This is a genomic window from Pararoseomonas sp. SCSIO 73927, from assembly GCF_037040815.1.
Taxonomy (GTDB): domain Bacteria; phylum Pseudomonadota; class Alphaproteobacteria; order Acetobacterales; family Acetobacteraceae; genus Roseomonas.
Genome location: NZ_CP146232.1, coordinates 4,329,699 through 4,348,128, shown reverse-complemented (window position 1 = coordinate 4,348,128; position 18,430 = coordinate 4,329,699). Strand labels below are relative to the sequence as shown.

24 protein-coding genes are annotated in these 18,430 nt (G+C 73.5%); 18 read left to right on the top strand and 6 right to left on the bottom strand.

The genetic code is table 11. The annotated features are described in order from the left end of the window. Positions 1-31: 31 nt before the first annotated feature. Together dksA and VQH23_RS20500 are read right to left on the bottom strand one after the other, a co-directional pair. Positions 32-448 carry an RNA polymerase-binding protein DksA gene (gene dksA / locus VQH23_RS20505; RefSeq protein WP_338666134.1) on the bottom strand — a complete coding sequence of 139 codons (417 nt, stop codon included), beginning with the start codon at positions 446-448 and terminating at the stop codon, positions 32-34. 138 nt (positions 449-586) lie between these two features. Next, positions 587-1,000, bottom strand: coding sequence for a flagellar assembly protein FliX (locus VQH23_RS20500; protein ID WP_338662524.1), 414 nt, complete (start codon positions 998-1,000; stop codon positions 587-589). A 199-nt stretch (positions 1,001-1,199) separates the two neighbouring features. On the opposite strand from VQH23_RS20500, the gene VQH23_RS20495 reads away from it, so the two are divergent. The 8 genes from VQH23_RS20495 to VQH23_RS20460 are packed head-to-tail and all read left to right on the top strand — an operon-like array spanning position 1,200 to position 7,221. Beyond that, complete coding sequence (locus tag VQH23_RS20495) at positions 1,200-2,282, top strand: flagellar basal body P-ring protein FlgI (protein WP_338662523.1); 1,083 nt, start codon at positions 1,200-1,202, stop codon at positions 2,280-2,282. Continuing rightward, on the top strand, positions 2,282-2,560 hold the full coding sequence (locus VQH23_RS20490; protein ID WP_338662522.1) for a rod-binding protein: 279 nt from the start codon (positions 2,282-2,284) through the stop codon (positions 2,558-2,560). The genes VQH23_RS20495 and VQH23_RS20490 overlap by 1 nt, the downstream gene beginning before the upstream one ends. Next, complete coding sequence (locus VQH23_RS20485; RefSeq protein WP_338662521.1) at positions 2,557-2,988, top strand: hypothetical protein; 432 nt, start codon at positions 2,557-2,559, stop codon at positions 2,986-2,988. The genes VQH23_RS20490 and VQH23_RS20485 overlap by 4 nt, the downstream gene beginning before the upstream one ends. A gap of 55 nt (positions 2,989-3,043) precedes the next feature. Beyond that, positions 3,044-3,907: a RibD family protein gene (locus VQH23_RS20480; protein WP_338662520.1), complete on the top strand. Its 864-nt coding sequence runs from the start codon at positions 3,044-3,046 to the stop codon at positions 3,905-3,907. Further along, positions 3,904-4,893 (top strand): zinc-binding alcohol dehydrogenase, encoded by a 990-nt coding sequence (locus VQH23_RS20475; protein WP_338662519.1) that lies wholly within the window; start codon positions 3,904-3,906, stop codon positions 4,891-4,893. Before VQH23_RS20480 ends, VQH23_RS20475 begins: the two co-directional genes overlap by 4 nt. An 11-nt stretch (positions 4,894-4,904) precedes the next feature. Beyond that, positions 4,905-5,321 carry a 6-carboxytetrahydropterin synthase gene (locus VQH23_RS20470; protein ID WP_338662518.1) on the top strand — a complete coding sequence of 139 codons (417 nt, stop codon included), beginning with the start codon at positions 4,905-4,907 and terminating at the stop codon, positions 5,319-5,321. Further along, entirely contained in the window at positions 5,318-6,361 is a 1,044-nt protein-coding gene (locus VQH23_RS20465; protein WP_338662517.1) for a glycosyltransferase family 4 protein, read from the top strand. Before VQH23_RS20470 ends, VQH23_RS20465 begins: the two co-directional genes overlap by 4 nt. Further along, positions 6,358-7,221 (top strand): class I SAM-dependent methyltransferase, encoded by an 864-nt coding sequence (locus VQH23_RS20460; RefSeq protein ID WP_338662516.1) that lies wholly within the window; start codon positions 6,358-6,360, stop codon positions 7,219-7,221. The genes VQH23_RS20465 and VQH23_RS20460 overlap by 4 nt, the downstream gene beginning before the upstream one ends. A gap of 58 nt (positions 7,222-7,279) precedes the next feature. Here VQH23_RS20460 and VQH23_RS20455 read toward each other — a convergent pair whose 3' ends face one another. From VQH23_RS20455 to VQH23_RS20445, 3 genes are all read right to left on the bottom strand, one after another. Continuing rightward, on the bottom strand, positions 7,280-8,047 hold the full coding sequence (locus VQH23_RS20455) for a hypothetical protein (protein ID WP_338662515.1): 768 nt from the start codon (positions 8,045-8,047) through the stop codon (positions 7,280-7,282). 550 nt (positions 8,048-8,597) lie between these two features. Beyond that, positions 8,598-9,734 carry a bifunctional 2-methylcitrate synthase/citrate synthase gene (locus VQH23_RS20450; RefSeq protein WP_338662514.1) on the bottom strand — a complete coding sequence of 379 codons (1,137 nt, stop codon included), beginning with the start codon at positions 9,732-9,734 and terminating at the stop codon, positions 8,598-8,600. Positions 9,735-9,817: 83 nt separating this feature from the next. Next, a complete protein-coding gene (locus tag VQH23_RS20445; protein ID WP_338662513.1) occupies positions 9,818-11,347 on the bottom strand; it encodes an MmgE/PrpD family protein in 1,530 nt (509 codons plus the stop codon). A 99-nt stretch (positions 11,348-11,446) separates the two neighbouring features. Here VQH23_RS20445 and VQH23_RS20440 point away from each other — a divergent pair, with 99 nt between their 5' ends. From VQH23_RS20440 to VQH23_RS20405, 8 genes are all read left to right on the top strand, one after another. Further along, positions 11,447-12,376: a LysR family transcriptional regulator gene (locus tag VQH23_RS20440; protein WP_338662512.1), complete on the top strand. Its 930-nt coding sequence runs from the start codon at positions 11,447-11,449 to the stop codon at positions 12,374-12,376. 33 nt (positions 12,377-12,409) lie between these two features. Next, positions 12,410-13,792 carry an amidohydrolase family protein gene (locus VQH23_RS20435; protein WP_338662511.1) on the top strand — a complete coding sequence of 461 codons (1,383 nt, stop codon included), beginning with the start codon at positions 12,410-12,412 and terminating at the stop codon, positions 13,790-13,792. After that, positions 13,789-13,968, top strand: a complete 180-nt coding sequence (locus VQH23_RS20430) for a hypothetical protein (RefSeq protein WP_338662510.1) — start codon at positions 13,789-13,791, stop codon at positions 13,966-13,968. The genes VQH23_RS20435 and VQH23_RS20430 overlap by 4 nt, the downstream gene beginning before the upstream one ends. Then, positions 13,965-14,237 carry a hypothetical protein gene (locus tag VQH23_RS20425; RefSeq protein WP_338662509.1) on the top strand — a complete coding sequence of 91 codons (273 nt, stop codon included), beginning with the start codon at positions 13,965-13,967 and terminating at the stop codon, positions 14,235-14,237. Before VQH23_RS20430 ends, VQH23_RS20425 begins: the two co-directional genes overlap by 4 nt. A gap of 93 nt (positions 14,238-14,330) precedes the next feature. Continuing rightward, on the top strand, positions 14,331-15,299 hold the full coding sequence (locus VQH23_RS20420) for an N-carbamoyl-D-amino-acid hydrolase (protein ID WP_338662508.1): 969 nt from the start codon (positions 14,331-14,333) through the stop codon (positions 15,297-15,299). Positions 15,300-15,376: 77 nt separating this feature from the next. After that, a complete protein-coding gene (locus VQH23_RS20415) occupies positions 15,377-15,691 on the top strand; it encodes a hypothetical protein (protein WP_338662507.1) in 315 nt (104 codons plus the stop codon). Between the two features lie 98 nt (positions 15,692-15,789). Beyond that, positions 15,790-16,254, top strand: a complete 465-nt coding sequence (locus tag VQH23_RS20410) for a hypothetical protein (protein ID WP_338662506.1) — start codon at positions 15,790-15,792, stop codon at positions 16,252-16,254. 102 nt (positions 16,255-16,356) lie between these two features. Further along, positions 16,357-16,653 (top strand): hypothetical protein, encoded by a 297-nt coding sequence (locus VQH23_RS20405; protein ID WP_338662505.1) that lies wholly within the window; start codon positions 16,357-16,359, stop codon positions 16,651-16,653. 15 nt (positions 16,654-16,668) lie between these two features. Here VQH23_RS20405 and VQH23_RS20400 read toward each other — a convergent pair whose 3' ends face one another. After that, entirely contained in the window at positions 16,669-17,310 is a 642-nt protein-coding gene (locus VQH23_RS20400; protein ID WP_338662504.1) for an aspartate/glutamate racemase family protein, read from the bottom strand. Between the two features lie 136 nt (positions 17,311-17,446). On the opposite strand from VQH23_RS20400, the gene VQH23_RS20395 reads away from it, so the two are divergent. Then, positions 17,447-17,938: a DUF983 domain-containing protein gene (locus VQH23_RS20395; RefSeq protein ID WP_338662503.1), complete on the top strand. Its 492-nt coding sequence runs from the start codon at positions 17,447-17,449 to the stop codon at positions 17,936-17,938. Next, entirely contained in the window at positions 17,931-18,428 is a 498-nt protein-coding gene (locus VQH23_RS20390) for a UPF0262 family protein (protein ID WP_338662502.1), read from the top strand. The genes VQH23_RS20395 and VQH23_RS20390 overlap by 8 nt, the downstream gene beginning before the upstream one ends. The last annotated feature ends 2 nt before the right edge of the window (positions 18,429-18,430 follow it).

The window sequence follows — 18,430 nt, the reverse complement described above, 5'->3', positions numbered from 1 at the left end:
GGGCTTCCTGCCGGCCCGATCGCCCTCCGGCTCAGTCGTCCCGGTGGACGCGCTCCATACGCTCGTGGCGCTCCTGCGCCTCGATGGAGAGGGTGGCGATCGGGCGGGCCTCCAGGCGGCGCAGGCCGATGGGCTCGCCGCTCTCCTCGCAGTAGCCGTAGGTGCCGTTGTCCACCCGCTCCAGCGCCTGATCGATCTTGGAGATGAGCTTGCGGGCCCGGTCGCGGGTGCGAAGCTCGAGCGCCCGGTCGGTCTCGACGCTGGCCCGGTCGGTCAGGTCGGCCTCGACGATTCCGCCCTGGCCCATGGAGGAGAGGGTCTCGCCGGCCTCGCGGATCAGGTCCCCGCGCCAGCGCAGCAGCTTCTGCCTGAAGTAGGCGAGCTGCCGGGGGTTCATGAAGGCCTCGTCTTCCGAGGGCTTGTAATCCGGCGGCAGGGTGATGAGCATGGCTTGCATCCCGATGGCCTAGCCCGACCCCTCCGGTCCCCCCGGCCGGTCAGGTAGCCGCGTATACAGACGGCACCGGGAGAGAAACAAGAGGAACGCCCCGGCGGGCGGGCGGCCACGGGCTTCCTTCACGGCTTTTCACGTTCCTGCAACCATTATGCCACGCCGCGCCAGCTCCACCCGGGCGCGCAAAGCGATACCGGTCAGCGCGTCCCGGAGCACGGGGTCTTCCGGCGACTCGCCCTCGGCCAGGAGGGCGATGCGCGCCAGGCCGTCCGGATCGACCGTGCCGCGCAGCAGCCCGGCCTGCAGGGCGGAGAGCTCCCTCAGGAGATCCCGCGCACGGGCGGCACCGCGCCGGTCCCGCTCCGCCGCCTCGTCCGCCCCATGCATGGCGAGGAGGCCGATCGGGGCCGCGGCGGCTGTGGGAGCCGCCCCGGCCGCCTCCGCCGAACGCGCCACCCCCGGCAGGCGGAAGGCCCCGCCCGGGCGCGCCGCGCCGCGTGCGCCCTGCCCTCCGCGCGCCCATCCCACGCCGCCGATCCCAGCCATGCCCATCGCAGCCTCCTGCCGCCCTTTGCCGCCGCACCCTGACGTTTCCTGCCGCCCCGGAGGGAAGAGAACTCCCCTACCCCGGCAAGGCCTGCCGACCCTCCCCCGCCCTGCCCTGGCACGGGCGTTGCGCCGGGGGATGCAGGAAGTGTTGGAGGCCAGATTGCCCCGGACGGGTTTCCGAAGCGCGAAGACGGCGATGATCCTGCTGCTCACCCTGCTGTGGCCGGCGCTGGCCGCCGCGCAGGTGCGAATCAAGGACATCGCGGACATCGAGGGCATCCGTGACAACCAGCTCGTCGGCTACGGGCTGGTTGTCGGGCTGCCCGGCACGGGGGACCGGCTGCGCTCCGCGATCTTCACGCGCCAGTCCCTCGTCGGGATGCTGGAGCGGCTGGGGGTGAACACGCGCGACCAGGAGGCGCGGCTGGACACGCGCAACGTGGCCGCGGTGATGGTCACGGCGAACCTGCCGGCCTTCGCGCGGCCGGGCAGCCGGCTGGACATCGCCGTCTCCTCCCTCGGGGACGCGACGAACCTCACGGGCGGCACCCTGCTGGTCACGCCGCTGCTGGGCGCGGATGGCGAGGTCTACGCGGTGGGACAGGGGGCGGTGGCCACGGGCGCGATCGCGGCGCGCGGCCAGGCCTCCTCCGTGCAGCGGGGCGTGCCGACCTCCGCCCGGATCTCCTCCGGCGGGGTGGTGGAGCGCGAGTTGCCCTTCCAGCTCGCGGGGCGCGACCGGATCCGCCTCTCCCTCCGCAACCCCGACCTCACCACGGCGCAGCGCATGGCCGCCGCCATCAACCGCGTGGCGGGCGCCGGCAGCGCGACGGCGACGGACCCGCGCACGGTGGTGGTGCTGACCGGCGGGCGCGACGTGGCGCGGCTGCTGACGGAGATCGAGGGCCTTCGCGTGGAGCCCGACCAGTCGGCGAAGGTGGTGATCGAGGAGGCGTCCGGCACCATCGTCATGGGCGCCAATGTCCGCGTCTCCACCGTCGCCATCGCCCAGGGAAATCTGACCATCCGCGTGACGGAGACGCCGCAGGTGAGCCAGCCCGGCCCGCTCTCGGGCGGCGGGACGGCTGTGGTGCCGCGCACCGGGATTGAGGTGGACGACGCGCGGGACCGGCGCCTGGGCATCCTGCCCCGCTCCGTCACGCTGGAGGAGCTGGTGCGTGGGCTGAACTCCCTCGGCGTCGGACCGCGGGACCTGATCACCATCCTGCAATCGGTAAAGGCCGCCGGCGCGCTGCAGGCCGAACTGGAGGTGCGGTGATGGACCCGGTCGCCTCCAACCATGCCGCCCTGGCCCGCGTGGCCCGCCGCTTCGAGGCGCAGGTGTTGGGCGCGCTGCTCAAGCCCGTCTTCGGGGAGGCGTCGAAGGGGCTGCTCTCCGGCGGCGCCGCGGAGGAGCAGTGGCGGCCGATGCTCGTCGAGCGATACGCCCAGTCCTGGTCGGACAAGGGTGGGGTGGGCATCGCCGACGCCGTGTACCGCGAGCTGCTGCGCGTGCAATCCGCCGCGCAGGCGCCCCAACAGGAGAGGACCGCATGAGCCAGACCCCCGCCCCCATCGTCCAGGCGCTCCTCGCGGCAGGCCAGCGCCTGGCGGAGGCCTTGCGGGCCGAGAACGAGGCGCTCGCGCGGCTCGACCTCGGCCGCGCCGCCACCCTCGCGACGGCGAAGGTGCAGGCGAGCGACGCCTTCACCGCCGCCTACGGCGCCGCGACGAGGACGGGGGCCGCGCCCGGCGCCATGACGGGCGAGCTGCGCGCGGCGGCGGAACGGCTGGCCCTCGGCCTGCGCGGCCTCTCCGACGAGAACCGGCGCCTGCTGGAGCGCGCCATTACCCTGCAGTCCCGCGTGATCGAGACCATCGCGGGCGCCGCCATCCCGGCCAGCCGCCCGGCGACCTATGGCGGGCTGGGCCAGCGCGCGATGCCGCGCCAGGTGCCCTCTCTCACCCTGGCGGCCCGGGCCTGAGCGACCCGGGCGGGCTGCTGGCGCGGGGCGCGGCGCTGGGGCATAGCTGCGCGGGATGGACGCCACGCCGCACAGCGCGCCCGACGGCGCGACCGACAGCGCGCCCGACGGCGCGACCGACAGCGCGCCCGACGGCGCGACGGATCGGGCCTGGGCGGCGCTGCTGGCGCGCCGCGCCGGAGATCCCGCGCCGCTGCCCGACCATCCGCTCTCCTCCCTCTTCACGCCCGTGCTCGCCGCCGGCGCGGGAGAGGATGGCTGCACCCTCGTCGGCCGCCTGGCGCAAACGCTGGACGGGCGCATCGCCACGGCCGGCGGTTCCAGCCAGTGGATCGGCGGTCGAGGCGACATTCTCCACACGCACCGGCTGCGCGCGCTCTGCGACGCGGTGCTGGTCGGCGCGGGCACGGTGGAGAAGGACGACCCGCGCCTGACCACGCGCGAGGTGGCGGGGGCGAGCCCGGTGCGCGTGATCCTCGACCCGCGCCGTCGCCTCTCGCCGTCGCACCGTGTGTTCTCCGACGGCGGCCCGCCCACCCTTCTTGCCTGCCTCGCGGATTCGCCTCTCGGGGATCGCCACGGCGCGGCGGAGGTGCTGCGCCTGCCGCGCGGGCCGGAGGGGATGGACCTGGCCGCGCTGCTGCGCGCCCTGCGCGCGCGCAGGCTCTCCCGGCTCTTCGTGGAGGGCGGGGGGATCACCGTCTCCGCCTTCCTCTCAGCGGGGCTGCTGGACCGGCTGCACGTCACCGTCGCGCCCGTCATCCTCGGCTCCGGCCGCGCGGCCTTCATCCTGCCAGAGGCGGCGCGCATCGCGGACGGGCTGCGTTTCGACTGGACACCCTATCCCCTGGAGGGCGGCGACATCCTTTTCGACATCCCGCTGCGCCGCACGCGCCCCCGCGTCTGCGAGGGCGCTTGAGCCGCACCGCCACCGCCTTCTGGACCACCGGCCCCGGCGAGGGCGCGATCCACGGGGAGACGCTGCGCCCGCCCGGACCCGGCGAGGTGCTGGTGCGGACGCTGGCCAGCGGCATCAGCCGCGGCACGGAGCGGCTGGTGTTCAACGGCCGCGTGCCGGAGAGCGAGTGGGCACGGATGCGCGGCCCGATGCAGGGCGGCGCCCTCCCCTTCCCGGTCAAGTACGGCTACGCGGCCGTTGGCGTGGTGGAAGAAGGCCCGGAGGAGTGGGTGGGAGAGCGCGTTTTCTGCCTGCACCCGCATCAGGACCGCTTCGTCGCGCCCGTCTCCCTCTGCGCCGTCGTGCCGGACCGCGTGCCGGAATGGCGCGCCGTGCTGGCGGCCAACATGGAGACGGCGCTGAACGCCATCTGGGACGCGCAGCCCCTGCCGGGGGAGCGCGCGCTGGTGGTCGGCGCCGGGGTGGTGGGGCTGCTCTGCGCCTGGCTGCTCTCGTGCTTCCCGGCGCTGGAGCTGGCGGTGGCCGATCCGGACCCGCTGCGGGCGCCCGTGGCGCAGCGTCTCGGCCTGCGGCTGGTGGCACCGGAGGAGGCGCCCGGCAATCGCGACCTGATCATCCACGCCTCCGGCAACCCGGAAGGCCTGCGGACCGCGCTGCGCTGCGCCGGGTTCGAAGCCCGGATCCTGGAGGCCTCCTGGTTCGGCGCCGCCGAGTGCGCCCTGCCGCTGGGCGAGGCGTTCCATGCCAACCGGGTCACGATCCGCTCCACCCAGGTCGGGCATGTCGCCGCGCCGATGCGGGGGCGGCGCAGCCACGCGGAGCGGATGGCGCTCGCCCTCTCCCTCCTCTCCGATCCGGCGCTGGATGCGCTCTGCGGCCCGATGATCGCCTTCCGCGACCTGCCGCGCGCCATGCCCGGCCTGCTCGGCGCCCCGCCCGAGGGGCAGGCGGCGCCGCTGCTGCCCGTCGTCACCTACGAACCCTAGACGAGATCCCGATGTACAGCCTCACCGTCGCCGACCACGTGATGATCGCGCACTCCTTCAAGGGAGAAGCCTTCGGTCCCGCCCAGCGGGTGCACGGCGCGACCTTCGTGGTGGAGGCGGAGTTCCGCGCGCCCGCGCTGGACGACGCCAACCTGCTCGTGGACATCGCCGCGGCCCGGGTGGAGCTGCGCCGCATCCTCGACAGCTTCGACTACGATAACCTGGACAACCTGCCCCAGTTCTCCGGCCAGAACACCAGCACGGAGTTCCTGTGCTTCCACGTCCACGGCCTGCTCTGCGCCGCCCTGGCCGAGGGCAGGCTGGGCGAGGGCGGGCGCGCCGTGGAGGCCGTGAAGGTGCTGCTGCGGGAGAGCCCCCTGGCCTGGGCCGCTTACGACGCGCCGGTGCGGAAGGCCGCGACCGCGTGAGGATTGTTCTCGCCGTCCCGGCGCCGCTCTCGGCCACCAGCGGCGGCTACGCTTACGACCGCCGGATCGTCGAGGGACTGCGCGCGGCGGGCCACGCGGTGCGCGTGGAGGAGATGCCCGGACGCCACCCCCTGCCGGACGCTGAGGCGGAGGCGGCCGCGCGCGGCGTCCTGGACCGGCTGCTGGCGACGGAGGCGCTGGTGGTGGACGGGCTCGGGCTGCCGGCCTTCGCGCCGCTGGCAGGCTCCCCTGCCCTCGCCCGCGCGCTGGGGCTGATCCACCATCCCACGGCCCTGGAGACGGGCTTCCCGGAAGGGGAGCGCGAGGCCCTGCGCGAGCGGGAGCGCGCACTGCTTCCCCGGCTGGGCGGGCTCGTCACTACGTCCCGCCTCACGGCGGAGCGGCTGGCGCCGGAGTTCGGCGCCGACCCGGCGCGCATCGGCACGGTGGAGCCGGGCACCGATCCCGCGCCCCGCGCCCGCGGCTCGGGCGGGCCGGGTTGCGCCATCCTCTCCGTCGGCACGATCGTCCCGCGCAAGGGATATGATGTGTTGCTGCGCGCCCTCGGGCGGCTGACCGACCTGGAATGGAGCCTGACGATCGCCGGCCCGGTGCGGGACCCCGTGCACGCCGAGGGGCTGCGGGCGCTGGCGGAGGAGCTCGGCATCGCGCGTCGCGTCGCCTTCGCCGGGGAGGTGGAGGGCGCGGCACTGGAGGCGCTCTACGACTGTGCCGACCTCTTCGCTTCGGCGAGCCACTGGGAGGGCTATGGCATGGCCGTGGCTGAGGCGCTGGCGCGGGGGCTGCCGCTGGCCGTCACCGCCGGTGGCGCGCTGGCGGAGCTGGCGCCGCGCGACGCCGCGGTGATCGCGGCTCCCGGCGACGGGAACAGCCTGTCCCGCGCCATGCGCCGGCCGATCTACGACACCGGGCTGCGGCAGGCGATGGCGGAGGCCGCGTGGCGCGCGGGGCAGCGCCTGCCGCGATGGTCTGACCGCGCGGAGGCCTTCGCCCGCGAGATCGAGAGGGTGCGCGCGTGAGCGAGAGCTTCGACGCCGACTGGCTGGAGCTGCGCGAGCCCTTCGACGCCCGCGCGCGCGACATCGGCCTCGCCCTCGCCCTCTCCGCGGCGCTGCCGGCGCGGCCGCGGCTGCTTGATCTCGGGGCGGGCACCGGAAGCCTGTTCCGCTGGCTCGCCCCCCTGCTGAACCGGCCGCAGGCCTGGACGCTGGTGGACGCGGACGTGACCCTCATCGAGTTCGCCTTCGACACCATTGCCATGCGCGCGGTGGAGGTGGGGTTCGAGGTCTCGGCGCCGAACAAGCGCACGCTGCTGGTCCACACGCCCGCAGGCGCGTGGCGGGTGGACGGGCTGGTACGGGACCTGGCGGACGCGCCGGACGGGCTGCCGCTGGGCAGGGCGGACGGCGTGGTCTGCTCCGCCCTTCTCGACCTCGTTTCCCGCCGCTGGGTGGGGAGATTGGCGGCGGGGCTGCGCCTGCCCTTCTACGCGGCGCTGAACGTGGCGGGCGACGCGCGCTTCCTGCCGCCGCACCCGCTGGACCGGGCCATCGCGCGCGGCTTCCGGCGCGACCAGGGGCGGGACAAGGGATTTGACGGGCCGGCCCTGGGGGGCGAGGCGGTGCGCGCGACCGCCGCCGCCTTCCGCGAGGCGGGCTTCGCCGTGGCCACCGCGCCCTCGCCCTGGCGGATCGGGCCGGCGGAGACGCAGATGCTCAACGCGCTCGCGAAGGGGCACGCGGAGGCCGCGGCGCGCTGGACGCCGCGCGGCGCCAGGAGGATCGGCGCCTGGCCGGCCGCGCGCGCGCTGCAGGCACGGCGAGGGGCGCTGCGCGCCGCGGTCGGGCACGCGGACCTGCTCGCCCTGCCGCCGCGCTAGGGAGCGCGCACGAAAAAGGGGGCGCCGAGGCGCCCCCTTCTCCGTGACGGCGAGCCGATCAGGTCTGGTCGCCGTTCTCCTGCGCCTCGGTCTCCTGCACGGGGGACTCCTGCGCGGCGGCGGCGGCCTCGGCCTTGCGGCGCGCGCGGGTTTCGGCGCCCTTCTTCGCGGCCTCGCTGCGCGAGCTCGTCGCGGCGCTCTTGCGGGCGCCCGTGCTGCGGCTGGCGGCGGCGCGGGTGGCCGTGGTACGGGTCGCCGTGGTGCGGGAGGCCGGGGCCTTGCGGGCCGTCGTCCGCGCGGTGGTGGTCTTCGCCGCGGGCTTGGCGGCGGCGGTGCGCTTCGGCGCGGCCTTGCGGGCGGTGGTGGCCGCCGCAGTGGTGCGCTTGGCGGCCGGGCGGCGCGCGGTGGCGGACTTGGCGGCAGTGCGGGCCGTGGTAGCGCGCTTGGCCGGGGCGGCGCGGCTCGCCGCCGCCTTGCGGGCGGGCGCGGCCTTCTTCGCGGCCGTGCTGCGCGTGCTGGTGGTCTTGCGCGCGGCGGTGGTCTTGCTCGCGGCGGCCTTGCGGGCCGGGGCGGCCTTCTTCGCGGCGGTGGCGCGGGTGGCCGTGCTGCGCGTGGCCGTCGTCTTGCGCGCGGCGGTGGTGGTCTTCTTCGCCGGGGCGGCCTTCTTCGCAGCCGGCTTCTTGGCGGCGGCGGCCTTCGTGGTCTTCGTCGCGGCCTTCGCGGCGGGCTTGGCGCGGCCGGCGGTGCTCGCCTTGCGCGTGCCGCTGCTGCGGCGCGTCGTGCTCATTGCCATGGCGGCGGCGCGGGGGGTCTTCTCTTCGCTCACGTGCTGGATCTCCTGATGGTTCGTGCCTGGTGGGTTCGCGTCATGGATCGCTCTCGACCCGCGGACGCGCCCACCACTCGGGGGGAAGGCATCACAGGGCCTGGTTCCGCCACGCGAGGCGATGGAGCGGGCGCGCCGTGCCGTCACCGGCCTCGCCTTCCCGGGCAGCTCGGCCGGCGCTTCCGCCGCCGTCTCCGCCGCCCACTCTCCGATCCGGCTTGAGACTTCCCGTTCGTGGAAACCCAAGAACCGTCCTTTCGCGTTGCGTCGCGCCGATCACCGCCCCGCTCCCTGCCGCGTCGCTGTCCTGCCGGGTGCATCGTGGCTGCACATGGTGCTTGACAGCATCGCGCGCGAATCGCGTTGGGCAGTTCTTGCGCGCTTCACGCTATCTGCAGCGCACTCCGGCTTGTCAACGAAAAGACTTTGCGCGCGCGCAGATTTTCGCGCGCATCCGACTCGCGTCGTCGCACGTTGCGCCGCGCCGTGCTGTCGTGTTCGTCGCCGCGTGCGGGCGGCGCGCGCGTCGCGCCGCCCGCACGCGGCTCTCTCAGCCGCGCTCCGCCATCGCGGGAACCGCGCGCTGGGCCGCGCCTGTGTAGTGCGACAGCGGGCGGATGAGGCGGTTGTCCGCGGCCTGCTCGATCACGTGCGCCGCCCAGCCGGTGATGCGGGAGGCGACGAAGATCGGCGTGAAGAGCGGGATGTCGAAGCCCATCAGGTGGTAGGCGGGCCCGGCCGGGAAATCGAGGTTCGGGTGGATGTTCTTCTTCGCCAGCATCTCCCCGGCCAGCAGGCGGGACATCTCCATCCAGCGGCGGTCGCCCACCACCTCCGCCATCTTCTCGGCGTATTTGGTCATGGTGGGCACGCGGCTGTCGCCGTTCTTGTAGACGCGGTGGCCGAAGCCCATGACAAGCGCCTTGTGATCGAAGCGGGACTGCAGCCACTCCACGGCCTTGGTGGGGTCGCCGATCTCGCTCAGCATGTGCATCACGGCCTCGTTGGCGCCGCCGTGCAGCGGGCCCTTCAGCGCGGCGATGCCGCCGGTCACCGCCCCGTGCAGGTCACCGCCGGTGGAGGTAATGAGGCGGGCCGTGAAGGTGGAGGCGTTGAAGCCGTGCTCCGCGTAGAGGATGAGGGAGACGTCGAAGGCCTTCACCACCTCGGGCTGGGGAACCTTTCCGAAGACCACGTGGAAGAAGTTCTCCGCGAAGGTCAGGGAGGGGTCGGGCGCGACCGCGTCTAGCCCCTTGGAGGCACGGTGGGCGGCCGCGATCGCGGTCGGGATCTTCGCCAGCAGCCGCATTGCCTTGCGCCGGGTGGCGGGCTCCGACACGTCCGCCGTGTCAGGGTCTTCCATCCCGAGGAAGGAGACGGCGGTGCGGATGGCGTCCATCGGGTGGGCGTCGCGCGGGAAGGCGCGGATCACCTCCAGCAGCGCCGGCGTCAGCGCGCGCTGGGAGGCCTCCTCCCGCCGGAACTCGGCGAGCCGGGCGGCGTCCGGCAGCTCCCCGTTCCAGAGGAGGTAGGCCACCTCCTCGAAGGAGCACCCCTCCGCCAGGTCCTGCACGGGGTAGCCGCGGTAGGTGAGGCTGTTCGTCTCCGGCATGACCTTGGAGACGGCGGAGACGTCGGCGACGACGCCGACCAGGCCCTTCCGGATATCGGGCTGGGCTTCGCTCATGGTTCTTCCTCCTGGTTGTCGCGTGGCGGTTCTGTCGCGTGGCGGTCCCGCGCCGCTGGCCGGGCCGGCGGCGCAGGCATCGGTCAGAAGATGCCGGGCCTGCCGACGGCCAGCTTGCCGTCGGGCAGGCGCACGTTGAGCCCGTCCAGCTCCCCGGCCTTCAGGTTCGGCAGGTTCTCCGCCGCCGCGATGAAGCGGTCCGCCTCCGCCGGGTCGATCAGGCCCTCGGTCAGGATGCGGAACTTGCGGATGTAGTCGGCGCGGCCGAAGGGCTTCGCCCCCAGCGGGTGGGCGTTGGCCACGGCCAGCTCGTCCGTCAGCACCGTGCCGTCCTTGAGGGTGATCTCCACCCGGCCGCCGAAGGCGAGCTCGTTCGGGTCGCGGGAGTGGTAGCGGCGGGTCCACTCCGGGTCCTCCCGCGTCTCCATCTTGTGCCAGAGGCGGACGGTGTTGGGCCGGGCGGCGCGCTCGGGCGCGTAGCTGTCCACGTGGTGCCAGCGCCCGTCCTGCAGGGCGACGGTGAAGATGTACATGATGGAGTGGTCCAGCGTCTCGCGGCTGGCGGTCGGGTCCATCTTCTGCGGGTCGTTGGCGCCCGTGCCGATGACGTAGTGGGTGTGGTGGGAGGTGTGGAGGAGGATCTTCTCTACCTGCTCCAGGTCACCGATCTTCTCCCGCATGCGGAAGGCGAGGTCGATCAGCGCCTGGGACTGGTACTCGGCCGAGTGCTCCTTCGTGTAGCTGTCCAGGATGGCGCGCTTGCCCTCGCCCGGGCCGGGCAGCGGCACCTCATAATAGACCGGCTCGTAGACATCCCCCTGGTAGCGCTGCGTGCGGCCGGCCAGCACCCAGGCGATCACGCTGTCCTCGCCCTCGTAGATCGGGCTCGGCGCGCCCTCCCCGCGCATGGCGCGGTCCACGGCCTCCACCGCCAGCTTGCCGGCATGAGCGGGGGCGAAGGCCTTCCAGCTGCTGATCTCGCCTTTGCGGCTCTGCCGGAAGGTCACGGAGACGTGGAGAGCCTGCTGCACGGCCTGGAAGATCGTCGCCTGGTCCAGCCCCAGCAGCGTGCCGAGGCCGGCGGCCTGGGCGGGGCAGAGATGGGCGATGTGGTCCACCTTGTGCTCGTGCAGGCAGATGGCGCGCACGAGGTCGATGTGGATCTCATAGCCGGTGGCGAGCCCGCGCAGCAGCTCCGCGCCGCTCTTCCCGGTCGTCTGGGCGACCGCCAGGATCGGGGGAATGTTGTCGCCGGGGTGGGAGTAGTCGGCGGCCAGAAAGGTGTCGTGCATGTCCAGTTCGCGGACCGCCGTGCCGTTCGCCCACGCCGCCCATTCCGGCGAGACCCGCACGGCGGGATCGGCGCCGAACACCGTGGCGCCGCCCGGCCGCGGGTGGCCGAGCGCCATCTGCCGCGCGGAGGTGGGGGCGGAGCGGTTGATGGCGGCGATCGCGACGGAGGCGTTGTCGATCACGCGGTTGATGATCATGGCCGCCGTGTCGTCGGGAACCGCCACGGGATCGGCGGCCACGGCGGCGATCTTCCAGGCCAGCTGGTCCTCGCGCTTCAGCAGCGCCTTGGACGGATGGACTTTCACGGGATGCGTCTGCACGGGCGTTCCTTCCTCTCTCGGGACCGCGGTTCTGCACCCGCACCGGATCATCGTCCAATCCGATTGACGGCGCCGCGCGATAGCGTTTCCGTATCGCGCATGGATTTCCGCCTCGTGCGACGCCTGGGTCATTTCCTTGCAGTTGCCGAGGAAGGGCATTTCGGCCGCGCCGCCGCCCGCCTCGGCCTCTCGCAGCCGCCCCTCACCGCGCAGATTCAAGCGCTGGAGAGGGAGCTGGGCGTGCGGCTGCTGGAACGCACGGGTCGCGGCACGCGCCCGACGCGCGCCGGCGAGGCCTTGCTGCCGCTCGCGCGAAGGCTGGCGGAGGATGCGGGCGCGCTGGAGGCGCTGGCGCGGGAACTGCGCGCGGGGCGCCACGCTCCCGTGGCGATTGCCTGCGTCACCTCGGCCCTATTCGACGAGCTGCCGCCGCTGGTGCGTGCCCTCTCCGCCGCGCGGCCGGAGGCGGCGGTCTCCGTTCGGGAGATGGACACGGCGGACGCGCTGGAGGCGCTGCGGCGCGGCGAGGTGGACATCGCCCTGCTGCGCGACGACCGCGCCCGCCTACCGATCCGCATCCGCCCTCTGGGCGAGGACCATCTCCTCGCCGCGCTGCCGGCGGGGCACGCGCTGCTCCACGCGCCCGATCCCCTGCCGCTCGCGATGCTGGCGGACGAGCCGATGCTGTTGCTGCCCCGCGCCATCTCCCCGGCCTACGCGGATTCCATGGTCGCGGCCTGCCGTGACGCCGGCTTCGCGCCCCGCACCTTGCGGGAGGTGGGGTCGGCCATGGCGCAGCTCGGCTTCGTCGCGGCGGGGCTGGGCGTCGCGCTCGTCTCCTCCGGCATGGCGCGGCTGCACCCGCCGGGGGTGGCGTTCCGGGCCCTGGCCGGGCCGATCCGCGCCGTGGGCGTGGCCCTGGCCTGGAACGCGGAGCGGGAGAGCGAGGCGGCAGGCCTCGCCCTCTCCCTGGCGGACGAGCTTTTCCCGGTGCCGGGTGGGTTACGCGCCGCCGCCGATCTGCCCTAACCTTCGCTGCCCCGCAGCAGATCCGGACGCCGCATGAGCCAGCCCTATGACCGCGTGATCCTCGGCGACCTCGTCCTGCCGGACGGGGTGATGAAGGGCGGCTACGTCGCCGTGCGCGGGGAGACGGTCGCGGCCATCGGCAGGGGCGAGCCGCCGCCGGCGGTGGAGACGGAGGACCAGTCCGGCCGCCTGATCTTCCCCGGGCTTGTGGACGGGCACATGCACACCGCCAGCTCCATCGGCTGGCCGGGAATCGAGGGGGCGACGCTCTCGGCCGCCGCCGGCGGGGTCACGACCTGCGTGGACATGCCGTACGACATCCCCCTGCCCGTGACGGACGCGACGATCTTCCGCGAGAAGGTGGAGTGGCTGCACCGGCTGGCCCATGTGGACGTGGCGCTCTACGGCACCATCAGGAAGGACGGCGGCGCGGAGGCGATCGCGCCGCTGGCGGAGGCCGGCGCCTGCTCCTTCAAGTTCTCCACCTACGAGTACGACGCGGTGCGCTTCCCCCGGATCGAGCCGGGGCTGATGCGGGAGGCCTTCGCGGAGATCGCGAGGACGAACCTCATGGTCGCGGTCCACAACGAGGACCAGGAGCTGGTGGTGAAGCTGACGGCCGAGGCGAAGGCGGCCGGCCACACCGATCCCATCTGGCATTGCCGCACCCGCCCGCCCCTGGCGGAGAACCTGGCCAACCTCGCCATCTTCGAGATCGGGCTGGAGACGGGGGCCCATGTCCACATCGCCCACTCCTCCCTCGCCCGCGGCTTCGACATCGCGGAAAGCTTCCGGCGCAGCGGCGCCCGTTCCTCCGGCGAGGGCTGCCTGCACTACTTCTGCATGACGGAGGAGGACATCGTCCGGCTGGAGGGCTTCGGGAAGTGCAACCCGCCCTTCCGCACGGCGGAGGAGGTGGAGCGGATGTGGGCCGCGCTGCTGGCCGGCAAATGCGCCTACATCTCCACCGACCACGCGCCCTGGCAGCGCGAACGCAAGATCTACAAGGGCGACATCTTCGCCCTCGGCGCCGGGCTGACGGGGATGCAGAGCTTCGCCCCGGTCATGTTCACCCTTCTGGAGGAGCGCGGTCTGCCGCTCACCCTCATGGCGAAGTACCTCGCGGCGGAACCGGCGCGCTACCACGGGCTCGACCCGAAGAAGGGTTCCATCGCCGTCGGGTCGGACGCGGACCTCTGCGTGATCGAGCGCGGCAGCTTCACCTTCGACGAGGCGCGGATCCTGGACCGGCCGGAGTTCCGGCACTCCGCCTATCACGGCCGCGCCCTGCGGGGCCGGGTCGCCGCCACCTACCTGCGCGGCCGCCGCATCTGGGACGGCGAGGCGGTGCTGGCCAAGCCCGGCGAGGGACGCTTCGTGCCGCGCCAGCACGACCGGCCCGTGGCGCTGGCATGAAGTACCGCCCGCCCAGGACGCCGGGCCTGCTGCTCGCGATGATCGCGCTGCTCGGCTTCGCCCTCTTCGTCGCCTTCGGCCTCGGCTTCGGCGGCTTCGGAATGGCGCACTTCCTCGCCGGCCTCATCATTGCCGTCGTCGGCGGCGCCTTCGGACTGCTGCGGGGGCGGCGGTGACGCGCCCGCTCCTCATCGCGATCGCCGGCGCGCTGCTCGGCTTCGGCGGCTGGATCTGGCTCACGGGGCCCGGCACCTCCGTGCCGAACGCGCTGATCGCCCTGCTCTGCGCCATCGCTTGCGGGCGGCTCGCCTGGTGGATCGCGGACCGCCTCATGCCCGAGGAGGAGGCACCGGCGCCCGAGGCACCGCCGCCCCCGCCAACCGGGCGCCGTGCCCCGCCGCCGGTGGACCCCGAGCCCTGGCGCAGGCCCGAACGGCGGCGCTAAGACGCCGCGCCATCTATTACGCGCCATCTATTATATGTGCCGCATTATATGTGCCGCATCGCAGGCGCGGCGCGGATCCCAGGGAATGCAGACATGACCCGCCGCCTCACCGTCGCCGCAGCCCAGCTCGGCCCCATCCAGAAGGCGGAGGGCCGCGACGTCTCCGTGGGCCGGATGGTCCGGCTGATGGAGCGGGCGCACCGGCGCGGCGTGGAAGTGGTGGTCTTCCCCGAGCTGGCGCTGACCACCTTCTTCCCGCGCTGGTACGAGGAGGACATCGCCGCCGCGGATGACTGGTACGAGGCCGCGCTCCCCTCCAACCAGACCGCCCCGCTCTTCGAGGCGGCGCGCAAGTTCAACATCGCCTTCCACCTCGGCTACGCCGAGAAGACGCCGGATGGGCGCCGCTTCAACACGGCGGGCTTTTTCCATCCGTCGGGCGAGATGGTGCTGAAGTATCGCAAGGTGCACCTGCCCGGGCACCGGGAGTACGACCCCGTCCGCACGGTCCAGCACCTGGAAAAGCGCTACTTCGAGGTGGGCGACCTCGGCTTCCCCGTGGTGCGCGCCCCCGTGGGCGGCGCCGGCCCCGTCAATCTCGGCATGCTCATCTGCAACGACCGGCGCTGGCCGGAGGCCTGGCGCGTGCTGGGGCTCCAGAGTGTGGAGCTCGTGATGCTCGGCTACAACACGCCGAGCCTGAACCAGGACAATCGCGGCTTTGAGGCGCACCACCTGCGGGTGCTGCACTCCCACCTCTCGATCCAGGCGGGCTGCTACCAGAACGCCTGCTTCGGCGTGGCAACCGCCAAGGCCGGCACGGAGGACGGGCACGAGCTGTTCGGCCACTCCATCATCGTCAACCCGCAGGGCGAGATCATGGCCCAGGCCACCTCGTGGGACGACGAGCTGATCACGGCGGATCTGGACCTCGGCATGTGCGAGCTGGGGCGGAGCACGATCTTCAACTTCGCCGCCCATCGGCGCGTGGAGGCCTATGGCCGGATCACCGCGCAGACGGGAGCGGAGGCGCCGCCGGAATGGGTGCCCTCGGCGGGCTGATCCTGCGCCGGGGCGAGACCCGTTTCCCGGCCCGAACCTTTCGTCCCCGTGCGGCGTTGAAGGGGCGGAGGTATCCCATGCGCCGCACCACTCTCGCCCTCGCCCTTCTCGCCCTGCCCCTTGCCGCCCCGCTCGCGGCGGGCACGGCCCGCGCCGCCAGCCCCGCCCAGGCGGAGGCGCAGCGGCAGGTGGAGCGCGACCAGCGCCAGGACCGCGTGGCCGAGGTCGCCCGCGACCTGGAGCGCGGCGGCCCCGGCGTGCCGGGCGTGGTGGACGACATGAACCGCACCCGCCCGACCCTGGAACCGGGCCGCATCGAATCGCGGAACACGTCGCCCCAGCAGCCGGGCGGTACCAACCTTCCCCTGCTGAGCGACAACCCGCAGCGCTAGGCCTGCCCCGGATCGGCCATGCCGGTGCCGCAACGGCGACACCGGGAGGGCGTTCCATTCCCGCGCGGCCCCGCTGGTGGCCGAAGATGGAGGATTCCATGCACCGTCGTGCCCTGCTGACGATCCCCCTCGCCCTCGCCGTCCTCGGCTCCGCGCCGGCGGGGGCGCAGGACATCAACGGGCTTGTGGGTGAGGCCCTTCGCCAGTTCGGCGGCAACCGGGACGACGCCTCCCGCCGCGCCGAGGACGAGGAGCGCCGCCGCCGCGACGAGGCCCGGCGCGACCGCGACGAGGACCGCCGCTGGGCCGGTGAGCGCGACCGCCGCCGCGCCGAGGAGGAGCGGATGGATTTCGAGCGCCGCCGTGAGGCCTGGGAGCGGGACCGCGCCCGGCGCGAGAGCCGCGGCGAGCGCATCTCCCCGGATGAGCGCTCCCGCTTCGACCGCGAGCGCCAGTCCTTCGACCGGGACCGGCAGTTCTCCGACCGGCAGCGCCAGCTGGAGGATCAGCAGCGCCGCCTGGACGACGAGCGCCGCCGCATCGCCGAGGAACGGCGCCGCTGAGCCGCGCCTGAGGGCGGAGCAGCGGCACCGCTGAACGAAGCCTGAGGGCGGGCGGGCAACCCCCGGCCGCCCGGGCGCGTTGCAGCGGCAGGAGATCAGATCATGTCCAAGCGCAGCATCGCCATCCTCGCCGTCGCGGGCCTCGTTGCCCTGGGCGCCCCGGAGGCTCGCGCGGACAATAGCCTGTTCGGTAATCTCTTCGGCCGCTCCGGGGCCCTGGAAGGCTCCAGGGCCGGCGGGGGCGGCGAGTTGCGCGACCGGGAGCGCGAGACGCGCAATCTGCGGCGTGAGTACTGGGAGCGCGAGCGCGCCCGGATCTCCGGAAATGGCGGCGCCGGGCCCAACGCGCGCGCGGCGCTCTCGACGGATGTCGCCAGCCGCAGTCTCGCAGCCCGCTAGCGGCGCGGCCGCGCTTCAGGCTGCGGCGAGCAGGGCCTGAGCCGCCACGGCGGCGCAGGGCTCGATGACGGGTATCCCGAGTTCGGCCTCGAGGAACGCGCGATGGCTGGCCATGCCAGTGCAGCCGAGCACGACAGCCGGGCTGCCCGCTTCCCTCAGCCTCCGCCCAGAAGCCAGCAACGCCGCACGCGGCGCCTCCGGGTCCGTGAGGGCAGCCATGGGAAGGTTCAGTGCCTCCGAGCCGACAAGGCTGGCCTCGACCCCGAGCGAGAGAAGCACGCGGCGTTGCCTCTCCTTGCTGGCGTCCACGAAGGCGATCACCCCGAAGCGGTCTGCCCGGGCCAGCGCGGTGAGCACGGCGGCGCGGAAGGGTCCGAGCACCGGCCGGCTTGTCACCTCGCGCACCGCCTCCACCCCGGGGTCCGAGACGCAGGCGATCACGTAGGCGTCGGCCACCTCGGCCTGTACGGCGGCGCAGAGCGGCAGGGCCACCCCGTACCAGTCTCGCCATGAGGTGATCGCGTCCGGCCCGTCATCCAGCTGGACCGTGTCGAACCGGGCATGGCCGGGGCGGGCGTAGGGCGCCACCGCGGCCGCGATCCCGGCGGTGCAGGCGGCGTTCCTGTTGGGATTGATGACGAGGATGCGGCGTTCCATCCCGGAAGGGTGATGGTGCCGGCCCGGGGCCGCAACCCTCGTTCGCGCTTGTGCGGCCGCAGCCCGAAGTCCATATTGCGATGCAACAAAGATCGGCAGGGCACGTTCGGAACCCTGCGTCCGGAGGACCGCCCCCATGTCAGGCCAGCAAGCCCCGCCCGATCCTGCCACCGCCACCTGGCGCCCGGCCCCGGCCCCGTCCGAGGCGGCGGACGGCGGCGCGCGCGGCACGACGATGCTGGGCTCGGTTGGCCGCGGGATCATGAACCGCTGCCCGAATTGCGGGGAAGGCCCGGTCTTCGCGGGTTTCCTGCGCGTGGCGGAGGAGTGCCGCGTCTGCCGCGCCCCGCTGGGCAGCCTGCGGGCGGATGACGCGCCGCCCTACATCGTCATCTTCCTCGCCGGCCACCTTCTCATCCCGCCCATCTTCTGGATCGAAAAGGCCTATGAGCCGCCGATGTGGCTGCACATGGCGGTGTGGCTGCCCCTGTTCGCGGTGGTCTGCACCCTGCTGCTGCGCCCCGTGAAGGGCGGGGTCGTCGGGTGGATGTGGAAGCTCGGCTTCGCTGCGCCGGCCGGCCGCGACGAGGCCTCCTCCCCGGCCCCGGGCCCCTCCCGCGATGGCTGAGGCGGCCCTGGCGGCGGAGGCCACCGCGCGGGACATCGTGCGGATCGAGCTGGGCGACAGCGGCCCCCTGCCATCCCCCTTTGCCGAAGCGGACCGCCAGCAGGCCGTGGCGGACCTGCTGACGGGCAATCGCTTCCTGCCCGCCGGCCTGCCGCCTGGCCCCTACGCGCTGCACCTCTGCCTGCGGGACGGGCGCCTGGTGCTGGACGTGCGGGACCAGGCCGACATGCCGTTGCACGCCTATGCCCTCGCGCTCGGCCCCTTCCGGCGGCTGATCAAGGACTACGGCATGGTCATCGAAGGGCACGAGCAGGCGGTGGTCGAGGGCGCGGCGGATGCGCGCATCCAGGCGATCGACATGGGTCGGCGCGGCCTGCACAACGAGGCCGCCGAGTTGCTGCGCGAGCGGCTGGAAGGCCGGGTGGAGCTTGACTTCGAGACGGCGCGCCGCCTCTTCACCCTCGTCTGCGCCCTGCATCAACGGATCTAGAC

Excerpts from the sequence above, each read along its gene's own strand:
- dksA (WP_338666134.1), bottom strand. The coding sequence starts at position 448 with ATGCTCATCACCCTGCCGCCGGATTACAAGCCCTCGGAAGACGAGGCC.
- VQH23_RS20500 (WP_338662524.1), bottom strand. The coding sequence starts at position 1,000 with ATGGCTGGGATCGGCGGCGTGGGATGGGCGCGCGGAGGGCAGGGCGCA.
- VQH23_RS20495 (WP_338662523.1), top strand. The coding sequence starts at position 1,200 with ATGATCCTGCTGCTCACCCTGCTGTGGCCGGCGCTGGCCGCCGCGCAG.
- VQH23_RS20490 (WP_338662522.1), top strand. The coding sequence starts at position 2,282 with ATGGACCCGGTCGCCTCCAACCATGCCGCCCTGGCCCGCGTGGCCCGC.
- VQH23_RS20485 (WP_338662521.1), top strand. The coding sequence starts at position 2,557 with ATGAGCCAGACCCCCGCCCCCATCGTCCAGGCGCTCCTCGCGGCAGGC.
- VQH23_RS20480 (WP_338662520.1), top strand. The coding sequence starts at position 3,044 with ATGGACGCCACGCCGCACAGCGCGCCCGACGGCGCGACCGACAGCGCG.
- VQH23_RS20470 (WP_338662518.1), top strand. The coding sequence starts at position 4,905 with ATGTACAGCCTCACCGTCGCCGACCACGTGATGATCGCGCACTCCTTC.
- VQH23_RS20450 (WP_338662514.1), bottom strand. The coding sequence starts at position 9,734 with ATGAGCGAAGCCCAGCCCGATATCCGGAAGGGCCTGGTCGGCGTCGTC.
- VQH23_RS20440 (WP_338662512.1), top strand. The coding sequence starts at position 11,447 with ATGGATTTCCGCCTCGTGCGACGCCTGGGTCATTTCCTTGCAGTTGCC.
- VQH23_RS20435 (WP_338662511.1), top strand. The coding sequence starts at position 12,410 with ATGAGCCAGCCCTATGACCGCGTGATCCTCGGCGACCTCGTCCTGCCG.
- VQH23_RS20430 (WP_338662510.1), top strand. The coding sequence starts at position 13,789 with ATGAAGTACCGCCCGCCCAGGACGCCGGGCCTGCTGCTCGCGATGATC.
- VQH23_RS20420 (WP_338662508.1), top strand. The coding sequence starts at position 14,331 with ATGACCCGCCGCCTCACCGTCGCCGCAGCCCAGCTCGGCCCCATCCAG.
- VQH23_RS20415 (WP_338662507.1), top strand. The coding sequence starts at position 15,377 with ATGCGCCGCACCACTCTCGCCCTCGCCCTTCTCGCCCTGCCCCTTGCC.
- VQH23_RS20410 (WP_338662506.1), top strand. The coding sequence starts at position 15,790 with ATGCACCGTCGTGCCCTGCTGACGATCCCCCTCGCCCTCGCCGTCCTC.
- VQH23_RS20405 (WP_338662505.1), top strand. The coding sequence starts at position 16,357 with ATGTCCAAGCGCAGCATCGCCATCCTCGCCGTCGCGGGCCTCGTTGCC.
- VQH23_RS20400 (WP_338662504.1), bottom strand. The coding sequence starts at position 17,310 with ATGGAACGCCGCATCCTCGTCATCAATCCCAACAGGAACGCCGCCTGC.
- VQH23_RS20395 (WP_338662503.1), top strand. The coding sequence starts at position 17,447 with ATGTCAGGCCAGCAAGCCCCGCCCGATCCTGCCACCGCCACCTGGCGC.
- VQH23_RS20390 (WP_338662502.1), top strand. The coding sequence starts at position 17,931 with ATGGCTGAGGCGGCCCTGGCGGCGGAGGCCACCGCGCGGGACATCGTG.